This is a genomic window from Pseudomonas sp. LBUM1640 (genome assembly GCF_059716225.1).
The window spans coordinates 159,014-177,753 of record NZ_CP166816.1 but is presented as its reverse complement, the minus strand read 5'-3'; the positions used below and the strand labels follow the sequence as shown (position 1 = coordinate 177,753).

The following is an 18,740-nucleotide window of genomic DNA, read 5'->3' as shown; positions in this document are numbered from 1 at the left end:
AGTCTAGTGGCAACCTTCGGGCTGCGGCTGCGGCCCGTTGCACAGCACGAACAATCGTGCCCTGGCGCCGCCGCCATCTTGACGACTCAACTCACGCCAGCCTTGGGGCAACGGGGCGAAATCATCCGGTGCTTCGTTGCTGCTGATCAGCCATACGCGGCGGGTATCGGCGGGCAGCGACGTCAGGCGGTCGAGGTAAATGCGCCCGCCGTCCTGATCCACCAACGTACCGAAGCCGTAGGCATTTGGCCGGGTCGACGTACCGTCGGGCTTGGGCGGGGTGTAAAGCTGCAACTGGGCATCGGTCTCGTCGTAATACACGTAGGGCAGATACCACAACATGTCGCTGAGGACGATGCGGTCATCTTCCTGGTAATTGCGGTTGACGAACTCCACCGGCACATTGAACTGATCGTGCTCATTGACGGTAAAGTTGTTTTTCAGCCCCGCCAGCTCCACACCGACGAACACCACGAGCAGTGCCGCGCCTAGCAGTGACAGACGCGCGGGCAGACGGTCAATGGCCAAAGCCACAAGGATCGGCAAGCCCAGTGCATACACGGTCAGGTAGCGCTCGATAAACACCGGCGAAATAAACGACACCCCGTACACCAGCAGCAGCGGCAGGAGGAAAAACAGCGCCAACAGGCTAACCGGCCGATAGCGTTCGCGGTCTCGCCAGGCTGTCACCCCAACAACCGCGACCAGCATTGACGGGAACAGCCAGAACAGCGGCGGCCAGAAGCCAACACCCTCGTCCTGGAGCAAGAACTGCCAGATCATCGACGGCAGCGAGAACAGGTTGACCGGGTCTTCCCAGCCAATGTCCCCGCCTACCTTGAGCTCATCGACGTGACGCATCAATTCCAGCAGATTTGGCAGCCACGGCAGGTACAACAACACGATCGTACTGTTGGCCACCCACCACGCCGGGCGCTTGATCAAGCGCGGGCCCGGCAGTTGAGAAGCGCCCAGCACCCCCAGATAGGCCCAATGCACCAACACGCAGAGCGCGGTGAAATAATGGGTGTAGAAACCGGCCGTCATCAGCAGCACATAAGCCACCAAGTAGCGCGTGCGCTCGGGTTGCCGCACCCAATACACCAACGCCAGCGTAGCGCCCAAAAGCCACACGCCCAGCAACGAATACATGCGCACTTCCTGGCTGTAGCGCACGGCTGTCGGGAACAACGCCAACAGGACTCCGGCCAGCACCGCCACACGGCGGGTCGACAGTTGCCGCGTCAGCCAAATGCCCAGGCCCACGGCAACTACACCAGGGATCGCACTCATGCCGCGAAGGGATAAAATCCCATCGCCAAACAACCCAATCCAGCCGCGCAACAGGAAAAAATACAACGGCGGGTGCACATCATGGGCGGCGTGAAACCACAAATCGCCCGCCGCGTATTCGCTGAGCAGCAGGCTCGAGGCTTCATCCCCCCAGATGGCGGACGCGGTGAGGCCGTAAAAACGCAGGCCCGCAGCCAGCACCAGGAGCGGCACCCACCATAGCCGGCTAATCCAGGTAGCGCCTTGCCAAGCCGGCGAGAGGCGATTGAACACGGGTAATGACCCAACTTTGTCGTCTTGCTCTACCACAGCCCGTCGCACCTCGATTCCCCTGCCGCTGCCCGTTTTCAAGGCAAAACCTGCACATCTGCAAATAACCGCCACTCTAGGTGAAAAGCCCTCGATTCGCTGCTGGAATCGGACAAATCTTTGATTTGTGTAGGCCTTCAACGAAGCCGTTGTCGGATCACGCTATTATTGCCTCCCTCAAAGGACTAAGGATCAAGGACACGTCATGCGCATCGGTTTTCTGTCACCCCTGGCCCTGGCATTGCTCGCCGGCCTTTCCTTCCAGGCCCAAGCCAGTGGCGATGACTCGTGCTACCCCGACTGGCGGGTATCGCGCGACAGCCTCGAAGGGTGCAGCAACCTGCCCTTCCTGAGCCCCGGCAATGACAGCCGCGTCAACCTGCGCCTGTTGCTGGCAGACAAGCAGGTGGCGCCCCTGACGCCAACTGCACTGAATGAAACGGATCTGGAAGAAGGCTTCGGCCCGGTACCGTTCCCGGTGTATCGCCTCACCCCAGTGACCGACGCCAGCGCCGAAAAAACCGACGCGGCGCCCACGCCCAACAAGCTCGATGAACTGCTTGCCTCGCTGGGTATCCCGCGTGAAAGCGACAAAGCGGCGGGTGATGCATTTCTCAATGGCGAAGGCAGCCGCTGCCGCAGCAATGATGAAGGCAGTGCCACGGCGTTTATCAGCCAAGTAGTCAAAGCCGATCTGCCCGAAGCGGAACGCCAGCTGCTGGTCACGGGCCGCCTGCGCCTGCTCGGCGCCTGTAGCTGGGAAGGCGCAAGCCTGGGTGACCCGGAGCAAATCCAGTCGGCGCCTGGCCGCGAGCTGCGCACCTATCTGCAAGCCGCCGGCGACTTCTACAGCGGCCGATTTGGCGACGCGCAACGCGGCTTTGTCGCCGCCGCCGCCGGCAGCCTGCCGTGGGTCAAGGAAACGGCGTTCTACATGATCGCCCGCACCGAGCTGAACCAGGCCCAGGAAAACGCCTTTGACGAATACGGCATGCCGCAATTGGAGCATGTGGATAAGTCTGTGCTGGCCGATGCCGATACGAGCTTCAACCTGTACCTGAAAACGTATCCACAGGGCAACTACGCGATCTCCGCCCAAGGCCTGTTGCGGCGCGTGCACTGGCTGGCGGGCGATACCGACAAGCTGGCGAACGAGCTGGCTGCGCAGTTGAGCGCTCGGCAACGCAATGTGTCGTTGGACGAGCTGGTGCAGGAAACCGACAATAAGCTGCTGAGCGCCACCACCCAACCTGCGGCCAACCCACTGATGCTGGCGCTCAATGACTTGATGTGGATGCGCGCCGGCAACCCGCCCAAGCTGACCCGCGAAGCATTGACCGCACAGAGGCCGGTATTCGCTCAGGAAACGGCGCTGTACGACTATGTTCAGGCGGCGTTTGCCCTGTACGTCGAGCACCAACCCGACAACGCCTTGAAACTGCTGCCCCAAGAAGTGCCTGCAAGCCTGGACTACTTCGCCTTCAGCCAGCAGACACTGCGCGGCCTGGCCCTGGAAGCCAAAAATGACTGGAAAAGCGCCGAAGCCTTGTGGCTCAAACTGTTGCCACTGGCCAAGCAACCCTTGCAGCGTGACCAGTTGGAACTGGCCCTGGCGATGAACTACGAGCGCAGCGGGCAACTGGCCAAAGTGTTCGCCACCGATTCGCCGATCAGCGCCAAACAGGTGCGCGCTATCTTGTTGCGCAACATCGCAAGCCAAGCGCTGCTGCGCCAGCAGATCACCCAGGCGAGCGACCCGGTCGAGCGTGAAACCGCCCAGTTTGTGCTGCTCTACAAAGACCTGATGCGCGGCCAATACGCCAGCTTCGCCGACGACCTCAAACAACTGCCGGCATCGGTGCCGGGAGACAAACTCGGCACCCGCCTGGGTTACGTCTATAGCGATGGCCACTCGCTGCAATTGTTCCAGTGGAACGGCGACAAAGCCGAATCGGGCTACGCCTGCCCGAGCATCGCGCAAATCGCCAGCACCTTGCAGGCCGATGCAAAAAACCCCAAGGGCCTGAACTGCCTGGGTGAGTTCATCCTGAGCAATCATCTGGATAGCATGCCGCTGGACCAACCGCGCGCCGCTGGCAGCCTGGGCAGCACCGCCTCGCTGTTCAAAGGCGAAGCCTTTTCGCGGCTCGACGGTTACCGGCAGGTCATCGCCAATCCCAAAGCGCCGCACAATGACAAGGCCTACGCGCTGTTTCGCGCGATCAACTGCTATGCACGGTCCGGCTATAACAATTGCGGCGGTGAAGATGTGGATAAATCCGTGCGCAAAGGCTGGTTCCGCCAGCTGAAAACCGGGTTTGCCGACACCGAGTGGGCCGAGTCCCTGAAGTACTACTGGTGAAACACCTGTGGTTAGGCTTGCTGTTGCTGGCAAGCCCGGCCTTTGCTGCGGTTGACGCGCGCGACTACGACGCCTTTTGGCTGTGGAGTGGCGTCTCGCCGCAGCCGGTGCTCAAACAAGCGAAAACCCTGTATATCCTGCAGGGCCAGATCAACTCCACCCGCCGCGCGCCCCAGCGCGGCGTGCAGTTCATCGCCCAGGGCATCAGCGTGCCGCGCATCACCCAGGGCGACGTCTGGGTGGTCTACCGCGCCCACACCCTGCACTGGCCGGAACGGGTCTACAGCCAATTACTCGGCCAAGTACAACGCTGGCGCGACGCGGGCAACCCGGTGGTCGGCATCCAGATCGACTTCGACGCCCGCACCCAATACCTGCACGAATACGCCGACTTCCTGCGCGACCTGCGCCAACGCCTGCCCGCCGACCTGAAGCTGAGCATCACCGGGCTGATGGACTGGAGCAGCAACGCCGACCCAACCGCCATCGCGCAGCTCAAAGGCGTGGTGGATGAGGTGGTGGTGCAGACGTATCAGGGGCGCCACAGCATCCCGGATTACGCCGCGTATTTGCCACGGATGAATCGGTTGGGGCTGCCGTTTAAGGTTGGGTTGATACAGGGCGGGGTGTGGGACGAGCCAGGGTATTTGAAGGGCAGTGAGTGGTTTCGGGGGTATGTGGTTTTTCTGCAGAATCCGTGACCCACGCACGGTTTCCATGTGGGAGCGGGCTTGCTCGCGAAGGCGATGGGTGACGCAACAACGATGCCCCCTCCTAGACCGCCTTCGCGAGCAAGCCCGCTCCCACAATTTGACCGAGCTCGACTGTAGAACCGTTATCGCCCGGCGGTTTGCAGCGGATACACCGACTCCCACCCGCCGCCCAACGCCTTGTACAACCCAACCATGGCCAACGACACACCGGTGGAGCTTTCAACCCACTGTTCCTGCGTAGCCAATAGCGCGCTTTGCACCGTGAGCACGTTGACGAAATCCACCACGCCTTCGACGTACTGCTGTTGCGCGGTGCGCAAGGCGATCTGGTTCTGGCGTACCGCTTCGGCGAGGCTGTCGCGGCGCAATTGGCTGGCGTTGTAGCGCGTCAGTTGGTCGTCGATCTCATGCCAGGCGCGCAGTACGGTTTGCTGGTAGGCGAGCGCGGCTTCCTGTTGCTGGGCTTCGCGCAGGTTCAACATGCCTTGCAGGCGCCCGCCATTGAACAGCGGCAGGCTCAATTGCGGGCCGAAGGCGAACGCGCGCGACCCCCACGAGCCGAAATCCGACAGTTGCAGGGCTTGGGAGCCGAGGCTGCCGGACAGCGTGATACGCGGATAGAAGTCGCCCTTGGCCACGCCGATGTTGGCGGTGGCGGCATGCAGGCGCGCCTCGGCCTGGCGGATGTCGGGGCGCCGTTCGGCCAACTCTGACGGCAGGCCGATGGCGACCTGGCGCTGGGTTTGCGGTACGGCGGCGTCCTTGGACAACTGCGCGTGCAGGGCTTGGGGCGGCTCGCCCATCAACAGGCTAAGGGCGTTGATCAGCTGATCCTGGCGCTGTTGCAGGTCCGGCAGGCGCGCTTCGATAGCGGCGACCTGGGCAGCGGCTTCGGCCACGTCCAGGTCGGTCGCCACACCGTCCGCCAGGCGCAGTTGCGAGAGCTTGAGGCTGTGGCGGGCGACGTCGAGGTTCTGTTCGGTGACGGCGCGGGTGTTTTGCACGCCGCGCAGTTGAATGTAGTCCTGGGCAGTCTCAGCGAGCACCGACAACAGCACGGCACGGCGGTCGTTTTCGGCCACTTGCAGGGTGGCGTCGGCGGCTTCGGTTTCGCGTTTTACGCGGCCCCAGAAGTCCAGCTCCCAAGCGGCGGAGAAGCCCATGTCCCATTGGTTGTAGGCGGACTGGCCATTCTCACCGGAGGGGTCATTCAAGCCTTTGCCGCTATTGCGCTCACGCTGATAGCCACCGGTAGCGTTGACGTTGGGATATCGCTCGGCGGTGGTCACCTGGCGCACCGCACGGCTTTGTTGCAAGCGGCTGCTGGCGAGTTTCAGGTCGAGGTTATCGGTGAGGGCGCGACGTGTCAGCGCCGAGAGCTGCTCGTCGTGGAACACGTCCCACCAACGCTCTTGCAACGGGTCTGTCACGGCGCGGCTGGCGGCCTGGCGGCCCTGAGGTTCGACCCACTGAGTGACATGCGGGCCTTGGGGCTTCTGGAAGTCCGGGCCGACGGTGCAGGCGCTGAGGCTGATCAGGCTCAAGGTGAGCCAGGCAAATTGCTTCATTGCTGCGCCACCTCACGCGGTTGCGCCACCGGCTGGGTATCGACGCTGGCTTCCACCGACATGCCGACGCGCAGGCGCTCGGTCAGCGGCTGGTTAGGTTCAAGGATGATTTTCACCGGAATACGCTGCACCACCTTGGTGAAGTTGCCGGTGGCATTGTCCGGTTTGACCGAGGCAAACGTCACGCCGGTAGCGGGCGCGAGGCTTTCCAGATGGCCGTTGAGCAACTCGCCGTCGAGGCTGTCGACGCGCACCTGCACGGCCTGGCCGGCGTGCATATGCGACAGTTGGGTTTCCTGGAAATTGGCCACCACATACGCCTCGGCCAACGGCACCACGGCGAGGATCTTGCTGCCCGGTGTTACATAGGCACCGACCCTTACCGCCCGCTCGCCAACCATGCCATCCACCGGCGCGACAATGCGCGTGTAGGACAGCTGATAGCTGGCCATTTCCAACGCCGCCTGGGCGCGCTTGAGCCCACCTTCGGCAGCATCGCGCTGGGCCGTGAGGATTTCCACCTGCTTGCGCTCAGCCGCCAGCACCGCCGTGGCATTGGCCAGGCGCGCGGTGGCCTGGTCGATGCGGGTCTTGGCTTGCTGGGCGTTCTGCACGGTGCCCGCGCCTACGCCTGCGAGGTGGTTGTAGCGGTTCAGTTCGTGCTCGGCGAAAGCCACTTCGGCGCGGTCTGCCGATACGGTGGCCTGGGCTTGGGCGATCACCGAGCTTTGGCGCTCGAGGGTCGCGGTGGCGTTTTTCAGCTGGGCTTGGGCGACGAGGCTATCGGCGTCAGCTGCTTGGGCGGCGGCGCGAAAGTCGCGGTCATCGATCAGCGCCAACAGTTGGCCGGCCTTGACCCGCTGGTTGTCTTCGACCAGCACTTCCTTGATAAAACCGGCCACGCGCGGCGCCACCAGGGTGAAGTCGGCGGCGACGAAGGCGTCGTTGGTGGTCTGGCGTTTACTGCCCAGCAGGCCCGGCGCGACCAGGTACACCAGTACGCCGACGGCAAACACGGCAATAACGGAGACGGCAATTTTGTCTTTGCGTTTCATGAGAAGCCCTTTTAGTCAGGTCGGTGCGCGCGGTGGAAAAATCCGCGTCGGCATCCAGAAAATCAGCAGGATCAACGCCACCGCGACTGCGGCCATGACGTAATAAAGGTCCGAAGAGGTCAGCACCACGGCCTGCTCGTGCAGACGGTGGGCCAGGCCTGGCGCGTCGCCTTCGGCCAGGGGCGAGTTGCCCAGGCCGTCCACCAACATGGTCGAGTGAAAGTGCAGGCGTTGAGTGGTCAGCGTGTCCAGCACGGCGGTGGCGATCACGGCGGCGAGGCCTTTGACGGTGTTGAACCACGCCGAGGCGAACGGCCCGTCCATGGGTTGGATGCTGCCGGTGGAGAGCATCAGCAGCGGCAACACGGCCATCGGCTGACCGAAGATCTGCAACAAGTACAAGCCGTAGAAGTCGTCGCGAATCCACTCGGAGGTCAGGTGCGAGCTGCCTACACAGCACAGCACCAGCATGCTCAAGCCGATCCCCAGCACCCAACGGCAATCGACCCACCGCAGGTTGCACAGCGCCGCCACCAGCGGCAGCGCGATCAACTGGGGTAACGCCATCAGCAGCATCACCGGCGCGGTTTGCAGCGGCCGGTAACCCTGCACCTGAGCGAGGAAACTCGACGGGATGATGATCACCGAGGTCAGCACCATCAGCACGCCTGCCAGCACGATCAGGGCAAAGGCCAGGTTGCGCAGGCCGAGCATTTGCAACTTGAAGAACGGAATCGGCTGCGACCATTCATTAATCAAAAACAGCACCAGCAACAACGTGCCGCCGCTGAGCAGAAAGGTGATCAGGCCGGACTCGAACCAGTCCAGGCGATTGCCCTGCAACAGGCCGATCACCAGCATGCAAATCGCCGGGAAGCCCGTCAGCAGGCCACGCCAGTTGAACTGCTTGAAGCGCTCCAGGCGCAGCGGATCCTGTGGCAAGCCGTAGGCCACGGCGGCCATCGCCAGCAGGCACGGCGCGACGATCTGCCAGAACGCCCATTGCCAGCCGACGTATTCGGTCCACAGCGCCGCCAACGGCGTGCCCAGGCTCGGCCCGAAGGTGGCGGTGAGCGCGTAGCCGGCCAGGCCGTACAGCTTGACGTTGGCCGGCAGGAAACGCAGCGCCACGGTCATCAGCATCGGCGGCAACGCGCCGCCGGCCAGGCCTTGTACGGTGCGCAACACCAACAGGCTTTGGTAGTTCGGCGCAAACGGGCACAGGATGCCCAGCACGGTGAACACACCAATGGCGCACAGGGTGAAGCGGCGCAGGGAAAACGTCACCGAGCACCACGGCGCGAAAGCCATGGCTGCCACGGAGGTCGCCGTGTAGGCGGCGACCAGCCAGGTGCCCTCGTCAAAGCCGATGTACAGCGCACCCCGGATATCGGCGAGGGCAACCTTGGTGACCATCTCGTTGAGACCGGACACCAGCACCGCCAGTAATACACCGACCAGGCCGAGGATGATGCGCGGGCCGAATACGGGAGGGTTGAGCGCAGTCGGTTGGGCTGCAGCCTGTAGGGCGGGGGCAGCGAGGGATGTCATGAACAGGAAACTCGGGGTTAGAAATACCCGAGCAGTTTAATCAGGCAAACCCATGACAAAAAGTTACTTGTTGGCAGGTTATAAGTGCACCAGACGCAACTATTAGCCATCGCTTGGCCCTGTGGGAGCCGGGCTTGCCCGCGATGCTAACAACTCGGTCTGCCTGCAAAAGTGCAGTGATGCTACGCGGGCAAGCCAGCTCCCACATTTTGATCCAGTGCATTTGAGATTCAGGTGGGCTGGGCTTCGAGCCAGGTGGCATGGCAGCTCTCGCGCATGGTTTCGCGCAGCCATTTGTGAGCCGGGTCTTTGTCGAAGCGTGGGTGCCAGGATTGGGCCAACATCAGCGTCGGCAGGGAGATCGGCAACTGGAAGGCGCGCAGTGGCAGTTTCAGGCGATTGGCACTTAGCAGTGCCTCCTTGGGCACCGGCAACAGCAGGTCGGAATCGGGCAGCATGAACATCGCGCCATGAAAGCCTGGGGCGATCATCGCCACGCGGCGCTCCAGGCCCAGGGCATTCAGCGCGGTGTCGATTGGCCCTCGAGCAATGCCGCGTCGCGAAATACTGATGTGGGAGTAGCTGGCGAAACGCGCGGCGGTGATTTCTTCGTCGAACAGCGGGTGGTCTTGGCGCGCGAGGCCGACGAAGGTGGTGGAAAACAGGTTTTGCACCTTAACTTCGGGGCTGGGCGGCATGGAATTACTCACCCGCAGGTCCAGCCGCCCTTCACGCAGCGCCTCGTCGTCGGTGTCGCCTTCGGGCACAAAACACAGCTCGCACAGCGGCGCCATGCGTTCCATGGTGTCGAACAACCGGCCGCCATATACGCCGATAAAGAAGTCATTGGCGCGCACACTGAAGCGGCGGCGCAAGGTGCTCAGGTCCACCTGGTCTGCCGAGCGAAACAGCAACGCCGCCTGCTCCACCACATTGCGCACCTGCCCTTGCAGTTGCAACGCCTTGGGCGTGGGCACCAGGCCGCGACCGGCACGCACCAGGATCGGGTCGCCCACCGCCTCGCGAATGCGCGTGAGGGTGCGGCTCATGGCAGCCGGGCTTAAGTTCATCCGCCGCGCGGCGCCGACCACACTGCCCTCGTCGAGCAAGGCGTCGAGGGCGACCAACAGGTTCATGTCCGGTAGTTGCATGCCAAGCACTCATGGTCAGTGGGGAGTGAAGCGCACGCAATCGTAGCAGTCTTTACAGGTAGCGCCTCAAGTTGCGTGGCAAGTATTCAGCGTAGGTTTTTTTGGGATGGGCCCGACATTTGCTCACAATGTCCGGCAGGGCATTTTCCAGCTCATCGGCCCGCGCCAGGCCTTCGCTGTAGTCGCTTTTACCGCTCAACGCCGGGAACATCACCGCCACACGGGTGATGGCAAAGCTCTTCATGGCGATCAACGGGCGGGTGGGATGGTCGCGACGGAACCGGCTGACTTCTTCAATCAACACGCTGCAGGATTGGTAAGTGGTCTGCGTAAAGGTCAGTTGAGTCGTTTCTTCTTTGCCTGCGGGTGCAGGCGTGAAGAGCATGTCATTTTGCGCCTCGAGCACCGCTGGCCGATCGGCAGCCACCGTCCAAGGTTTGAAGCGCCACTGTTTGGCCGCGCTCACCGCAGCTGCGCCGAAGGCCGGATGGGTGGCGCTGAGCACCTTTACATCGCTGACCGTCCCGTCGCTGTGAATCTTCACGCTGATGCGCGCATGGCCCTGGGTGGTGGCCATGCTTTGAGGGTAGTACGCCTTAGGCATGGATACCGCTTCGGGCACAAATCGAGCACACACCGACGTCGACAAAAACAGTGCCGCTGCCACCACAAAAAACCGCATCTTCGTAAATCCTTTTACCGGGCATGCCTGACGCCAGCGCGACGTCAGATTGGGGCGGCATTATCGGACTCCGCACGCCCAAAGAGCAATCATTCCTATTTGAAAAGGAAGGTTCTTACACCTGGGCAGGATCAGCGCTGCATGCCCCAACGTTTCACCGTCAGCCGCTCGAAGGTGTCGAACACCAGGTTTTCCACCAGCAGGCCGATCAGGATCACCACGGCCAAACCGGCAAACACCTTGTCGGTGTACAGCTCATTGCGGTTCTGGAAGATGTACCAACCCAACCCGCCCTTGCCGCTGGTGGCGCCGAACACCAGCTCGGCGGCGATCAGCGTGCGCCAGGCAAATGCCCAGCCAATCTTGAGGCCGGCGAGGATCGACGGCAGCGCCGCCGGGATCAGGATGAACAGTACAAACCGCATGCCTTTGAGGCCGTAGTTGCGGCCCGCCATGCGCAGGGTTTCGGACACGCCGAGAAACCCGGAATAGGTGTTCAGCGCCAAAGCCCACAGCACTGAATGCACCAGCACGAAAATCAGGCTGTTCTGCCCCAGCCCGAACCACAGCAGCGCCAGCGGCAGCAAGGCGATGGCCGGCAGCGGGTTGAACATTGAGGTCAGCGTGCTGAGCAAGTCGCGGCCCAACTGCGTCGACACCGCCAACGTAGTCAAAGCGAACGCCAGCACGATGCCGATCAGGTAGCCCTTGATCAGCACCGCCAGCGAGAGGCTCACTTTGCTCAGCAGCTCGCCACTGAGCAGGCCGTCAAACAGCGCCTGTGAGGTTTGCAGGAAGCTGGGCAGCAGCAAATCATTATTCTGATAACGGGCAACCGCTTCCCACAGGATCGCCAGCACGATCAGGATTAAGCCCTTGCGCAGCCAGCCTTGTTGCCACAGGCGCTGACGCAGGGGCAGCTCACGTTCCACGGGGACGCTGAGCAGCGGTTCGAGGGTGACTTCAAATTCCTGGCGCATAAGTGTCCCTCAGTAAGCGATGCGGATATCGGCGAAACCCAACTCACGTTCGGCTTCGGGCGCTTCATCGAACAGCAGGCGATGAATACGCCGCGCCGACGCCTGGAATTCCACACCGCCGAGGCTGTGCAGGTCGTACTGGTGGCTGTGGATTTCCGCCCGCACACGCCCAGGGTGCGGCGACAGCAACAGGATGCGATTGCCCACCACCAACGCTTCTTCGATGGAGTGGGTGACGAACAACAGCGTGAAGCGCACCTCTTCCCACAGCAGCAGCAATTCTTCCTGCATCTTGCGCCGAGTCAGGGCGTCGAGGGCGGCGAAGGGTTCGTCCATCAACAGGATTTTCGGTTGCATGGCCAAAGCACGTGCGATGGCTACGCGGGCTTTCATGCCGCCGGAAAGGGTGTGCGGGTAGGCATCGGCGAAGGCCGTGAGGCCGACTTTTTCGAGGTAGTGCAGCGCGCGTTCTTCGGCTTCGCGGCGCTTCAAGGTGTTCGACGCCAGCAGCGGGAACATCACGTTCTGCTTGACGGTTTTCCACGGCGGCAGCTGGTCGAACTCCTGAAACACCACGATGCGATCCGGGCCGGGCTGTTCGACCTTTCGCCCGAGCAGACGGATCTCGCCTTCGCAGGGCTTGATAAAGCCGGCAATGGACTTGAGCAAGGTGGATTTGCCGCAACCCGAAGGGCCGAGCAACACGTAGCGGTCGGCCGGGTCGATCTCGAAACTGACTTGGTGGGTGGCGCGCACCACGCGCTCGGGGGTGCGGTATTCGAGGCTGACGTGGTCCACCGCCAGCAGCGGTTCGCCGGTGTTCTTGCTGGCCGCGTGGCCTTGCAGGGGCGCGTTCATTTCAACTCTCTTGCCGTGGGGTGGGATCAGAAAGGCGCATCGCCCTGGATGGTGGTGCGAAACAGCTTGCGGCGCAGATGGCTCGGGCAACCGGCGGCCAAGTGGATCAGCGAGCGGTTGTCCCAGAACACCAGGTCGTGGGGCTGCCATTGGTGGCGGTAGATGTTGTGCGGCAGCACGCTGTGGGCGTAGAGCTGGGCCAGCAGGTCGCGGCTTTCATCTGTCGGCAGGCCGACAATGCGGGTGGTGAAACCTTCACTGACGAACAGCGCCTTGCGGCCGTTTTCCGGGTGGGTGCGCACGATCGGGTGCACCACTTCCGCCACTTGGGCCAGCTGCTCAGGCGTGAGGGTTGGGCGCCAGTTGCCTTCGAATTTGGTTTCGCTGTAGCGCGCGGTGTAAGAGTGCGCGGCGTTGCGGCCCTCTACCGCGTTGCGCAGGTGTTCGGGCAGTTGGTCCCAGGCTTTGTGCATGTCGGCAAACAGCGTGTCGCCGCCTTCGGACGGCAGCTCCTGGGCGTGCAGCATCGAGCCCAGGCTTGGCAGTTCCTTATAGGACAGGTCCGAATGCCAGAATTTGCCCGCATCGCCCAGGCCGATGGATTGGCCGTTTTCGATGATGTTGGAGACGATCAGGATTTCCGGGTGGTTGGCCAGCAGGAACTGTTTGAGCACGTGAATCTGCAGCACGCCGAAACGGCGGCTGAAGGCGATCTGTTGTTCGGGGCTGATGCGTTGGTCGCGGAAGACGACGACGTGGTGGTCCAGGTGCGCGCGGTGAATGCGCGCGAAGTCCTGGTCGTTGACCGGGCGGGTCAAATCCAACCCGACGATCTCGGCGCCGACGCTGCCGGGGAATGGCCGGATGTCGAAGGTTTGGGCGGTAGAGGTCGCTGTTGGAACAGTAGAGGTGGCGGACATGAGGGCACTCCCGGTCGGACAGGGGAGTGAATTTATAGGTATAAGAATGGAAGCTTAAATACCGTTAGCGAATATCGATATGCAATAGGCTGGGTCTGGAGTAAGGCTGATGCCGCCATCGCAGGCAAGCCAGCTCCCACATTTGAATGTGTTCACACATCAAAATGTGGGAGCTGGCTTGCCTGCGATGAGGCCCCAACAGGCGAAGAGGATTACCGCTCGTGCAACGCCTCGGCCCGCGCCTTGATGATCGGCTTGAGCAGGTAGCTCAGGATGCTTTTCTTGCCGGTGATGATGTCCACCGAGGCGACCATGCCGGGGATGATCAGCAGTGGCTTCTCATCGGTGCCCAAGTGGCTGCGGTCGGTGCGCAGGGTGATCATGTAGTAGGTGGTTTTCTTGTCTTCATCGGTGATGGTGTCAGCGCCGATGCGTTCGAGCTTGGCCTTCAGCCCGCCATAAATGGTGTAGTCATAGGCGGTGAATTTGACGATTGCTTCTTGCCCAGGGTGCAGGAAGGCGATGTCTTGTGGGCGGATCTTGGCTTCCACCAGCAGCGTGTCGTTAAGCGGCACGATTTCGACCATGTCGCTGCCCGGCTGGATCACGCCGCCAACGGTGTTGACCAGCAACTGCTTGACGATACCGCGCACCGGCGAGGTGACCAGCGTACGGCTGACGCGGTCTTCCAGGGCGCGTCCGGTGGATTCGGCCTTGTTCAGTTCAGTGCGGGCTTCGTTGAGCTGGGTCAGCGCTTCGCTACGGAATTTGCCACGGGTTTCGTCGATCTTGCGCTGCACTTCCTTGATCGCCGATTCGGCGCGGGGAATCGCCAACGTGGTGGCGTCCAACTGGCCGCGGGTTTCCATCTCGGCGCGCTTGAGGCGCAACACTTCAACCGGCGATACCGCGCCCTGCGCCACCAGCGGCTCGGACATGTTGATTTCCTGGCGTTGCAGGGACAACTGGCTGCGGTACTGGCCTTGCTTGGAGCTGAACTCGCGCAATTCCTGCTGGCGCTGTACCAGCTGCTCCTGCAAGCCGCCGACTTCGTCTTTTAACTGCTGGCGGCGGCTTTCATACAGCGAGCGCTCGTTGGCGGCCTGGCTCGGCGCGGCCTTGAGCACGTCGTCGGGGATGTTCAGCGGGCGGTCATCCACTTGCGCACTCAGGCGCTCGACGCGCAGTTGCATGGCCAGGCGCAGGGCTTCGGTTTCACCGGCGTTGGAGACAAACCGGGTGTCGTCGAGGCGAATCAACGGCGCGCCGGCTTCGACGATCTGGCCTTCCTTGACGAACAACTCGGAGACGATACCGCCTTCCAGGTTCTGGATTTTTTGCAGCTTGGACGACGGAATCGCCTTGCCGTCGCCACGGGTGACTTCGTCGATGCTGGAGAAACCGGCCCACGCCACCAGGAACACAAAGAAGGCGATGATCGCCCAGATGGTCAGGCGGATGACGCGCGGTGCGTCTTCGATCAGCGCTTTGTTGACCTCGGGCAGGGGCTGGCCCTGCAGCGAGTCGGTGCCTTTGAAGTAACGGCCGACCGCGCTTTTGATGGAGTTAAGCAACACTGATCTGCCCCTTTTTCAACGCTTCCATAACCACGGCTTTCGGGCCGTCCGCGAGGATCTGCCCACGGTCGACCACCAGCAGGCGGTCCACCAGAGAGAGCAGTGAGGCACGGTGCGTGACCAGCACCACGGTCTTGTTTTGCACCACGGCTTGCAGGCGTTGTTTCAAGCGTTCTTCACCGGTGTTGTCCATGGCGCTGGTGGGTTCGTCCAGCAGCAGGATGGGCGGGTTGAGCAGCAGTGCGCGGGCCAGGGCGACGTTCTGCCGCTGGCCGCCGGACAGGTTCTGCCCACGCTCACCGACCTGCAGCTCATAGCCTTGTGGGTGCAGGCGCGCGAATTCGTGTACACCGGCCAGTTCGGCGGCTTGCAGGACCATTTCGTCCTCCACATAACGCGCACCGGAAACCAGGTTGTCGCGCAGCGTGCCGGCCAGCAATTGGATGTCTTGGGCGACGTAGCCGATGTTGTGGCGCAGCTCGCTTACGTCGATCTGGCGCACGTCCACGCCGTCCACCAGCAAGGCGCCGGAGTCGGGCTGGTAAAGGCCGACGATCAGTTTGGCCAGGGAGCTTTTACCCGAACCGCTGCGGCCGATGATGCCGATTTTTTCGCCCGGCTTGATCACCAGGTTGATGTTTTTCAGCGCGGCGTTCTGTTGGTTCGGGTAAGTGAAGTTCAGGCCCCGGCACTCGATGGCACCTTGCAGGGTGCGACGGCTCATGGGGCGCTCTTCGAAATTGCGCTCTTGGGGCAGCTCCATCATCTGGTCCACGGAGGTCATGGTGACCTTGGCTTGCTGATAGCGGGTCAGCAGGCCCGACAGCGACGCCAGCGGGCTCAAGGCGCGGCCACTGAGCATGTAGCAGGCGATCAGCCCGCCCATGCTGAGGTTGCCGTCGATGATCTGGTACACACCGAACACGATCATGATCACGCCGGCCAATTGCTGGATCAGCAAGGTCATGTTCATCGACAGGCCCGACAGCAACTTCACGCGCAGCTCAAGCCGGCTGAGGGTGCCGATGGTCTGTTCCCAGCCGTACTGGCGCTCGCTTTCGGCGTTGTTGACCTTGACCGCGTCCAACCCGGCGAGGGTTTCGATCAGGCTGGACTGGCGCTCGGCGGCCAGGGCCATGGTGCGCTCCATGGTTGCCACCAGCGGTTTTTGCAGTGCATAGCCGATGCCAAGGGCAATCGGGAAAGCCAACACCGGAATCCACACCAAGTGGCCGCCGAGCATGGCGATCACCAGGAAGATCAGCAGGGTGAACGGCAGGTCGATCAGGCTGGTGAGGGTCAGCGAGGCGAGAAAATCGCGCAGGCTCTGAAACTCATGGATGTTCTGCGCGAAGCTGCCGACCCGCGCCGGGCGGTACTTCATGGACATGCCGACAATGCGCTCGAACAGCGTGGCCGAGATGATCAGGTCAGTCTTTTTACCGGCCAGGTCCAGGCACAGGCTACGCAGGCTTTTGAGTACCAGGTCGAACAGGTAAGCACCGCAGATACCCACGGCCAGCACCCACAGGGTGGCCGTGGCCTGGTTCGGCACTACACGGTCATACACGTTCATCACAAACAGCGGCGCGGCCATGGCGATGATGTTGATCAGGAAGCTGGCGGCGATGGCGTCGGTGTAGAGCCAGCGCGAACGCTTGAGGGTGTCGCGAAACCACGAGCGCGCCCGAGGAATGAGGGTGCCGTGGTTGACGTCGAATTTGTGCTGCGGCTGGGCGAAGAACACTTTGCCGATGTAGTCGTCGGCCAGCACCTCGCGCTTGATCAGCACTTCACCGCCGTCGCTTTCGCTGAGCAGGATGCGGGCTTCGTCTTCGCCTTGCCAGCCCACCAGCACGGTGCTGCGACCGTCCTTGAGCAACAGCAGCGCCGGCAGGGCAATCGTCGGGATCTGTTCCAGCTTGCGTTGCAGCACCCGGCCTTGCAGCCCGGCACGCGCGGCTGCACGCGGCAGCAGTTCGGCACTCAGGCGCTGCGAGGGCAGCGGCAGGCCGGTGGTGAGCATGGCCGCGCTGGCCGGTTTTTGATGCAAGGCACAGAGCGCCAACAACCCGTCTAGTAACGGGTCGTCGTGCAGCGTGCGTGGATCATGACTGAGATGAACTCGACCGACTTCGGATTCCACGCGCTGCACTCTCGACTAACAGATGGGGCTATTGGGGTGACTCAATTCATCCCAGGCAGTTGGACTTTTGGCTTTACGTCGTTCTGCACGACGGACGCCATCGGTGCGACCACTCCCTGGCTTTTGAGCAATTCGCCCATGGTCGCCTTGATTCGATATTGAGTAAATAACTGAATGTTCTTGATCTCTTCCAAACGACGCGAAGCGGTGAACAATTCGTTCTCACTGTCGAGCAAATCCAGCAGGGTACGTTGGCCCAGGCTGAACTGCTGCTGGTAAGACGTACGCACGCGAGTACTGTGGTCCACGTATTGCTGGGCGACCGGCAATTGCGCGTTGGCGTTGTTCAAGGCGTTCCAGGCCAGGCCCAGTTCTTCATTGAGTTGGCGCAAAGCGTTGTTGCGGATATCCAGCGCCTGGCTTGCCTGGTACGACTTGGATTGCAGGTCAGCCTTGTTGCTGCCACCGGCGAACAGGTTGAAGCGCATGCGCACCATGGCTTCCCAACCGTTACTGTGGCCAGCATCGCCGCCGACGTTGTTGTCGGCATTAGTGCCCAGCTCTGCATCAAAGCGCGGGTAAAAGGTGGACTTGGCAGCTTCGTACTGACTTTCGGCGGCGGAAATATCCGACTCGGCCGAACGCAGGACAGGGCTGTTGTCGAGCATCTGGCGGCGAGCTTCGTTGAAGTCAGCCGGCAGCATGGCCATGAACGGCGCCGGGCGCTCGAGTTGGTCGGGCATCTGGCCGACGGCGCTGAGGTAATTGACCTGAGAGTCGGCCAGGTTGGTCTGCTCGGTGATCAGGTTGTTGCGGGCCTGGGCCAGACGCGCTTCGGCTTGGTCCTGGTCGGCACCGTTACCAACGCCGCGCTGGGTGCGCAGCTTGATCTGGTCGTAGATGCGTTCGTGGTTGCGCAGGTTTTCTTCAGCAAGGCGCACGAACTCACGGCGGGTCAGCACATCCAGGTACACCTGGGCGACGGTCAACCCGGTGCGCTCGGAAGTACCCAGCAAGGAGTAAGCGCGGGAATTGACGTTGGCTTGTTGACGCCCGACTTCGCTGGAAGTGGCGAAGCCGTCAAAAATCATCTGCTGCAAACGCAGGCTGGATTCGCCGCGGTTGTGCGTGTCCCACTGGTTGCCGTTTGGGCCGCTGACGGCGCGAGTGTTGGAATCGTCGGTGCCTTCACGGCCATAACCGGCGTTCAGGTCAACGCGAGGCAGATAACCACCTTGGGCGGCGCGCAATTGGTAATCGGCGGCGATACGGCTGTTCACACCGGCCTGAATTTCCGGGTGCACATCTAAGGCTTGCTGCATGGCTTGGGGCAATGTTTGGGCTTGTACAAAACTGGCGGCGAGAGCGAACGGTATTGCCATGAACAGGTGCAGACGCATTTAAAAATTCCCCAGGACTTCTTGTCTCAAATCACAGCGATTGGCCTCGCTGAGTCGGATAATGGCTACCGTAATGACCGTACGTCGGAAAGGTCAAAAAGCGGAACTGCTTCACACATGTAGGACGGTTCGCCGCATAAATATCAATGTGACATTACGGAGGCGATTGTTTAGG

The 18,740-nt window shown here is 61.9% G+C and carries 14 protein-coding genes; 2 read left to right on the top strand and 12 right to left on the bottom strand.

The window, feature by feature from the left end; genetic code table 11:
* Window positions 1–3: 3 nt before the first annotated feature.
* Entirely contained in the window at window positions 4–1,614 is a 1,611-nt protein-coding gene (locus ACA065_RS00740; protein WP_497692903.1) for a glycosyltransferase family 39 protein, read from the bottom strand.
* Between the two features lie 193 nt (window positions 1,615–1,807).
* Between ACA065_RS00740 and ACA065_RS00735 the strand changes: the two genes are divergently transcribed.
* Together ACA065_RS00735 and ACA065_RS00730 are read left to right on the top strand one after the other, a co-directional pair.
* Window positions 1,808–3,964, top strand: a complete 2,157-nt coding sequence (locus ACA065_RS00735; protein ID WP_497692902.1) for a PA5441 family protein — start codon at window positions 1,808–1,810, stop codon at window positions 3,962–3,964.
* A complete protein-coding gene (locus tag ACA065_RS00730) occupies window positions 3,961–4,665 on the top strand; it encodes a DUF3142 domain-containing protein (RefSeq protein ID WP_497692901.1) in 705 nt (234 codons plus the stop codon). The genes ACA065_RS00735 and ACA065_RS00730 overlap by 4 nt, the downstream gene beginning before the upstream one ends.
* A 134-nt stretch (window positions 4,666–4,799) precedes the next feature.
* On the opposite strand, the gene ACA065_RS00725 is transcribed toward ACA065_RS00730, so the two are convergent.
* The 11 genes from ACA065_RS00725 to ACA065_RS00675 form a co-directional block, all read right to left on the bottom strand.
* Window positions 4,800–6,245 (bottom strand): efflux transporter outer membrane subunit, encoded by a 1,446-nt coding sequence (locus tag ACA065_RS00725; RefSeq protein WP_497692900.1) that lies wholly within the window; start codon window positions 6,243–6,245, stop codon window positions 4,800–4,802.
* Window positions 6,242–7,300, bottom strand: coding sequence for an HlyD family secretion protein (locus ACA065_RS00720; protein ID WP_497692899.1), 1,059 nt, complete (start codon window positions 7,298–7,300; stop codon window positions 6,242–6,244). Before ACA065_RS00720 ends, ACA065_RS00725 begins: the two co-directional genes overlap by 4 nt.
* 15 nt (window positions 7,301–7,315) lie before the next feature.
* Complete coding sequence (locus ACA065_RS00715; protein ID WP_497692898.1) at window positions 7,316–8,851, bottom strand: MFS transporter; 1,536 nt, start codon at window positions 8,849–8,851, stop codon at window positions 7,316–7,318.
* Between the two features lie 230 nt (window positions 8,852–9,081).
* On the bottom strand, window positions 9,082–10,002 hold the full coding sequence (locus ACA065_RS00710) for a LysR family transcriptional regulator (RefSeq protein WP_497692897.1): 921 nt from the start codon (window positions 10,000–10,002) through the stop codon (window positions 9,082–9,084).
* A gap of 52 nt (window positions 10,003–10,054) precedes the next feature.
* On the bottom strand, window positions 10,055–10,684 hold the full coding sequence (locus ACA065_RS00705; protein WP_497692896.1) for a TonB family protein: 630 nt from the start codon (window positions 10,682–10,684) through the stop codon (window positions 10,055–10,057).
* 131 nt (window positions 10,685–10,815) lie between these two features.
* A complete protein-coding gene (locus tag ACA065_RS00700) occupies window positions 10,816–11,664 on the bottom strand; it encodes an ABC transporter permease (protein ID WP_497692895.1) in 849 nt (282 codons plus the stop codon).
* 9 nt (window positions 11,665–11,673) lie between these two features.
* A complete protein-coding gene (locus ACA065_RS00695; RefSeq protein ID WP_497692894.1) occupies window positions 11,674–12,522 on the bottom strand; it encodes an ABC transporter ATP-binding protein in 849 nt (282 codons plus the stop codon).
* Between the two features lie 26 nt (window positions 12,523–12,548).
* Window positions 12,549–13,442, bottom strand: coding sequence for a TauD/TfdA dioxygenase family protein (locus tag ACA065_RS00690; RefSeq protein WP_497692893.1), 894 nt, complete (start codon window positions 13,440–13,442; stop codon window positions 12,549–12,551).
* Window positions 13,443–13,654: 212 nt separating this feature from the next.
* Window positions 13,655–15,019 (bottom strand): HlyD family type I secretion periplasmic adaptor subunit, encoded by a 1,365-nt coding sequence (locus ACA065_RS00685; protein WP_497692892.1) that lies wholly within the window; start codon window positions 15,017–15,019, stop codon window positions 13,655–13,657.
* On the bottom strand, window positions 15,009–17,165 hold the full coding sequence (locus ACA065_RS00680) for a type I secretion system permease/ATPase (protein ID WP_497692891.1): 2,157 nt from the start codon (window positions 17,163–17,165) through the stop codon (window positions 15,009–15,011). Before ACA065_RS00680 ends, ACA065_RS00685 begins: the two co-directional genes overlap by 11 nt.
* A gap of 41 nt (window positions 17,166–17,206) precedes the next feature.
* Window positions 17,207–18,565, bottom strand: a complete 1,359-nt coding sequence (locus ACA065_RS00675) for a TolC family outer membrane protein (protein WP_177017131.1) — start codon at window positions 18,563–18,565, stop codon at window positions 17,207–17,209.
* Window positions 18,566–18,740: the final 175 nt, after the last annotated feature.

Coding starts and splice junctions, on each gene's coding strand:
- ACA065_RS00735 (WP_497692902.1), top strand. CDS start 1,808: ATGCGCATCGGTTTTCTGTCACCCCTGGCCCTGGCATTGCTCGCCGGC.
- ACA065_RS00725 (WP_497692900.1), bottom strand. CDS start 6,245: ATGAAGCAATTTGCCTGGCTCACCTTGAGCCTGATCAGCCTCAGCGCC.
- ACA065_RS00720 (WP_497692899.1), bottom strand. CDS start 7,300: ATGAAACGCAAAGACAAAATTGCCGTCTCCGTTATTGCCGTGTTTGCC.
- ACA065_RS00715 (WP_497692898.1), bottom strand. CDS start 8,851: ATGACATCCCTCGCTGCCCCCGCCCTACAGGCTGCAGCCCAACCGACT.
- ACA065_RS00710 (WP_497692897.1), bottom strand. CDS start 10,002: ATGCAACTACCGGACATGAACCTGTTGGTCGCCCTCGACGCCTTGCTC.
- ACA065_RS00705 (WP_497692896.1), bottom strand. CDS start 10,684: ATGCGGTTTTTTGTGGTGGCAGCGGCACTGTTTTTGTCGACGTCGGTG.
- ACA065_RS00700 (WP_497692895.1), bottom strand. CDS start 11,664: ATGCGCCAGGAATTTGAAGTCACCCTCGAACCGCTGCTCAGCGTCCCC.
- ACA065_RS00695 (WP_497692894.1), bottom strand. CDS start 12,522: ATGAACGCGCCCCTGCAAGGCCACGCGGCCAGCAAGAACACCGGCGAA.
- ACA065_RS00690 (WP_497692893.1), bottom strand. CDS start 13,442: ATGTCCGCCACCTCTACTGTTCCAACAGCGACCTCTACCGCCCAAACC.
- ACA065_RS00675 (WP_177017131.1), bottom strand. CDS start 18,565: ATGCGTCTGCACCTGTTCATGGCAATACCGTTCGCTCTCGCCGCCAGT.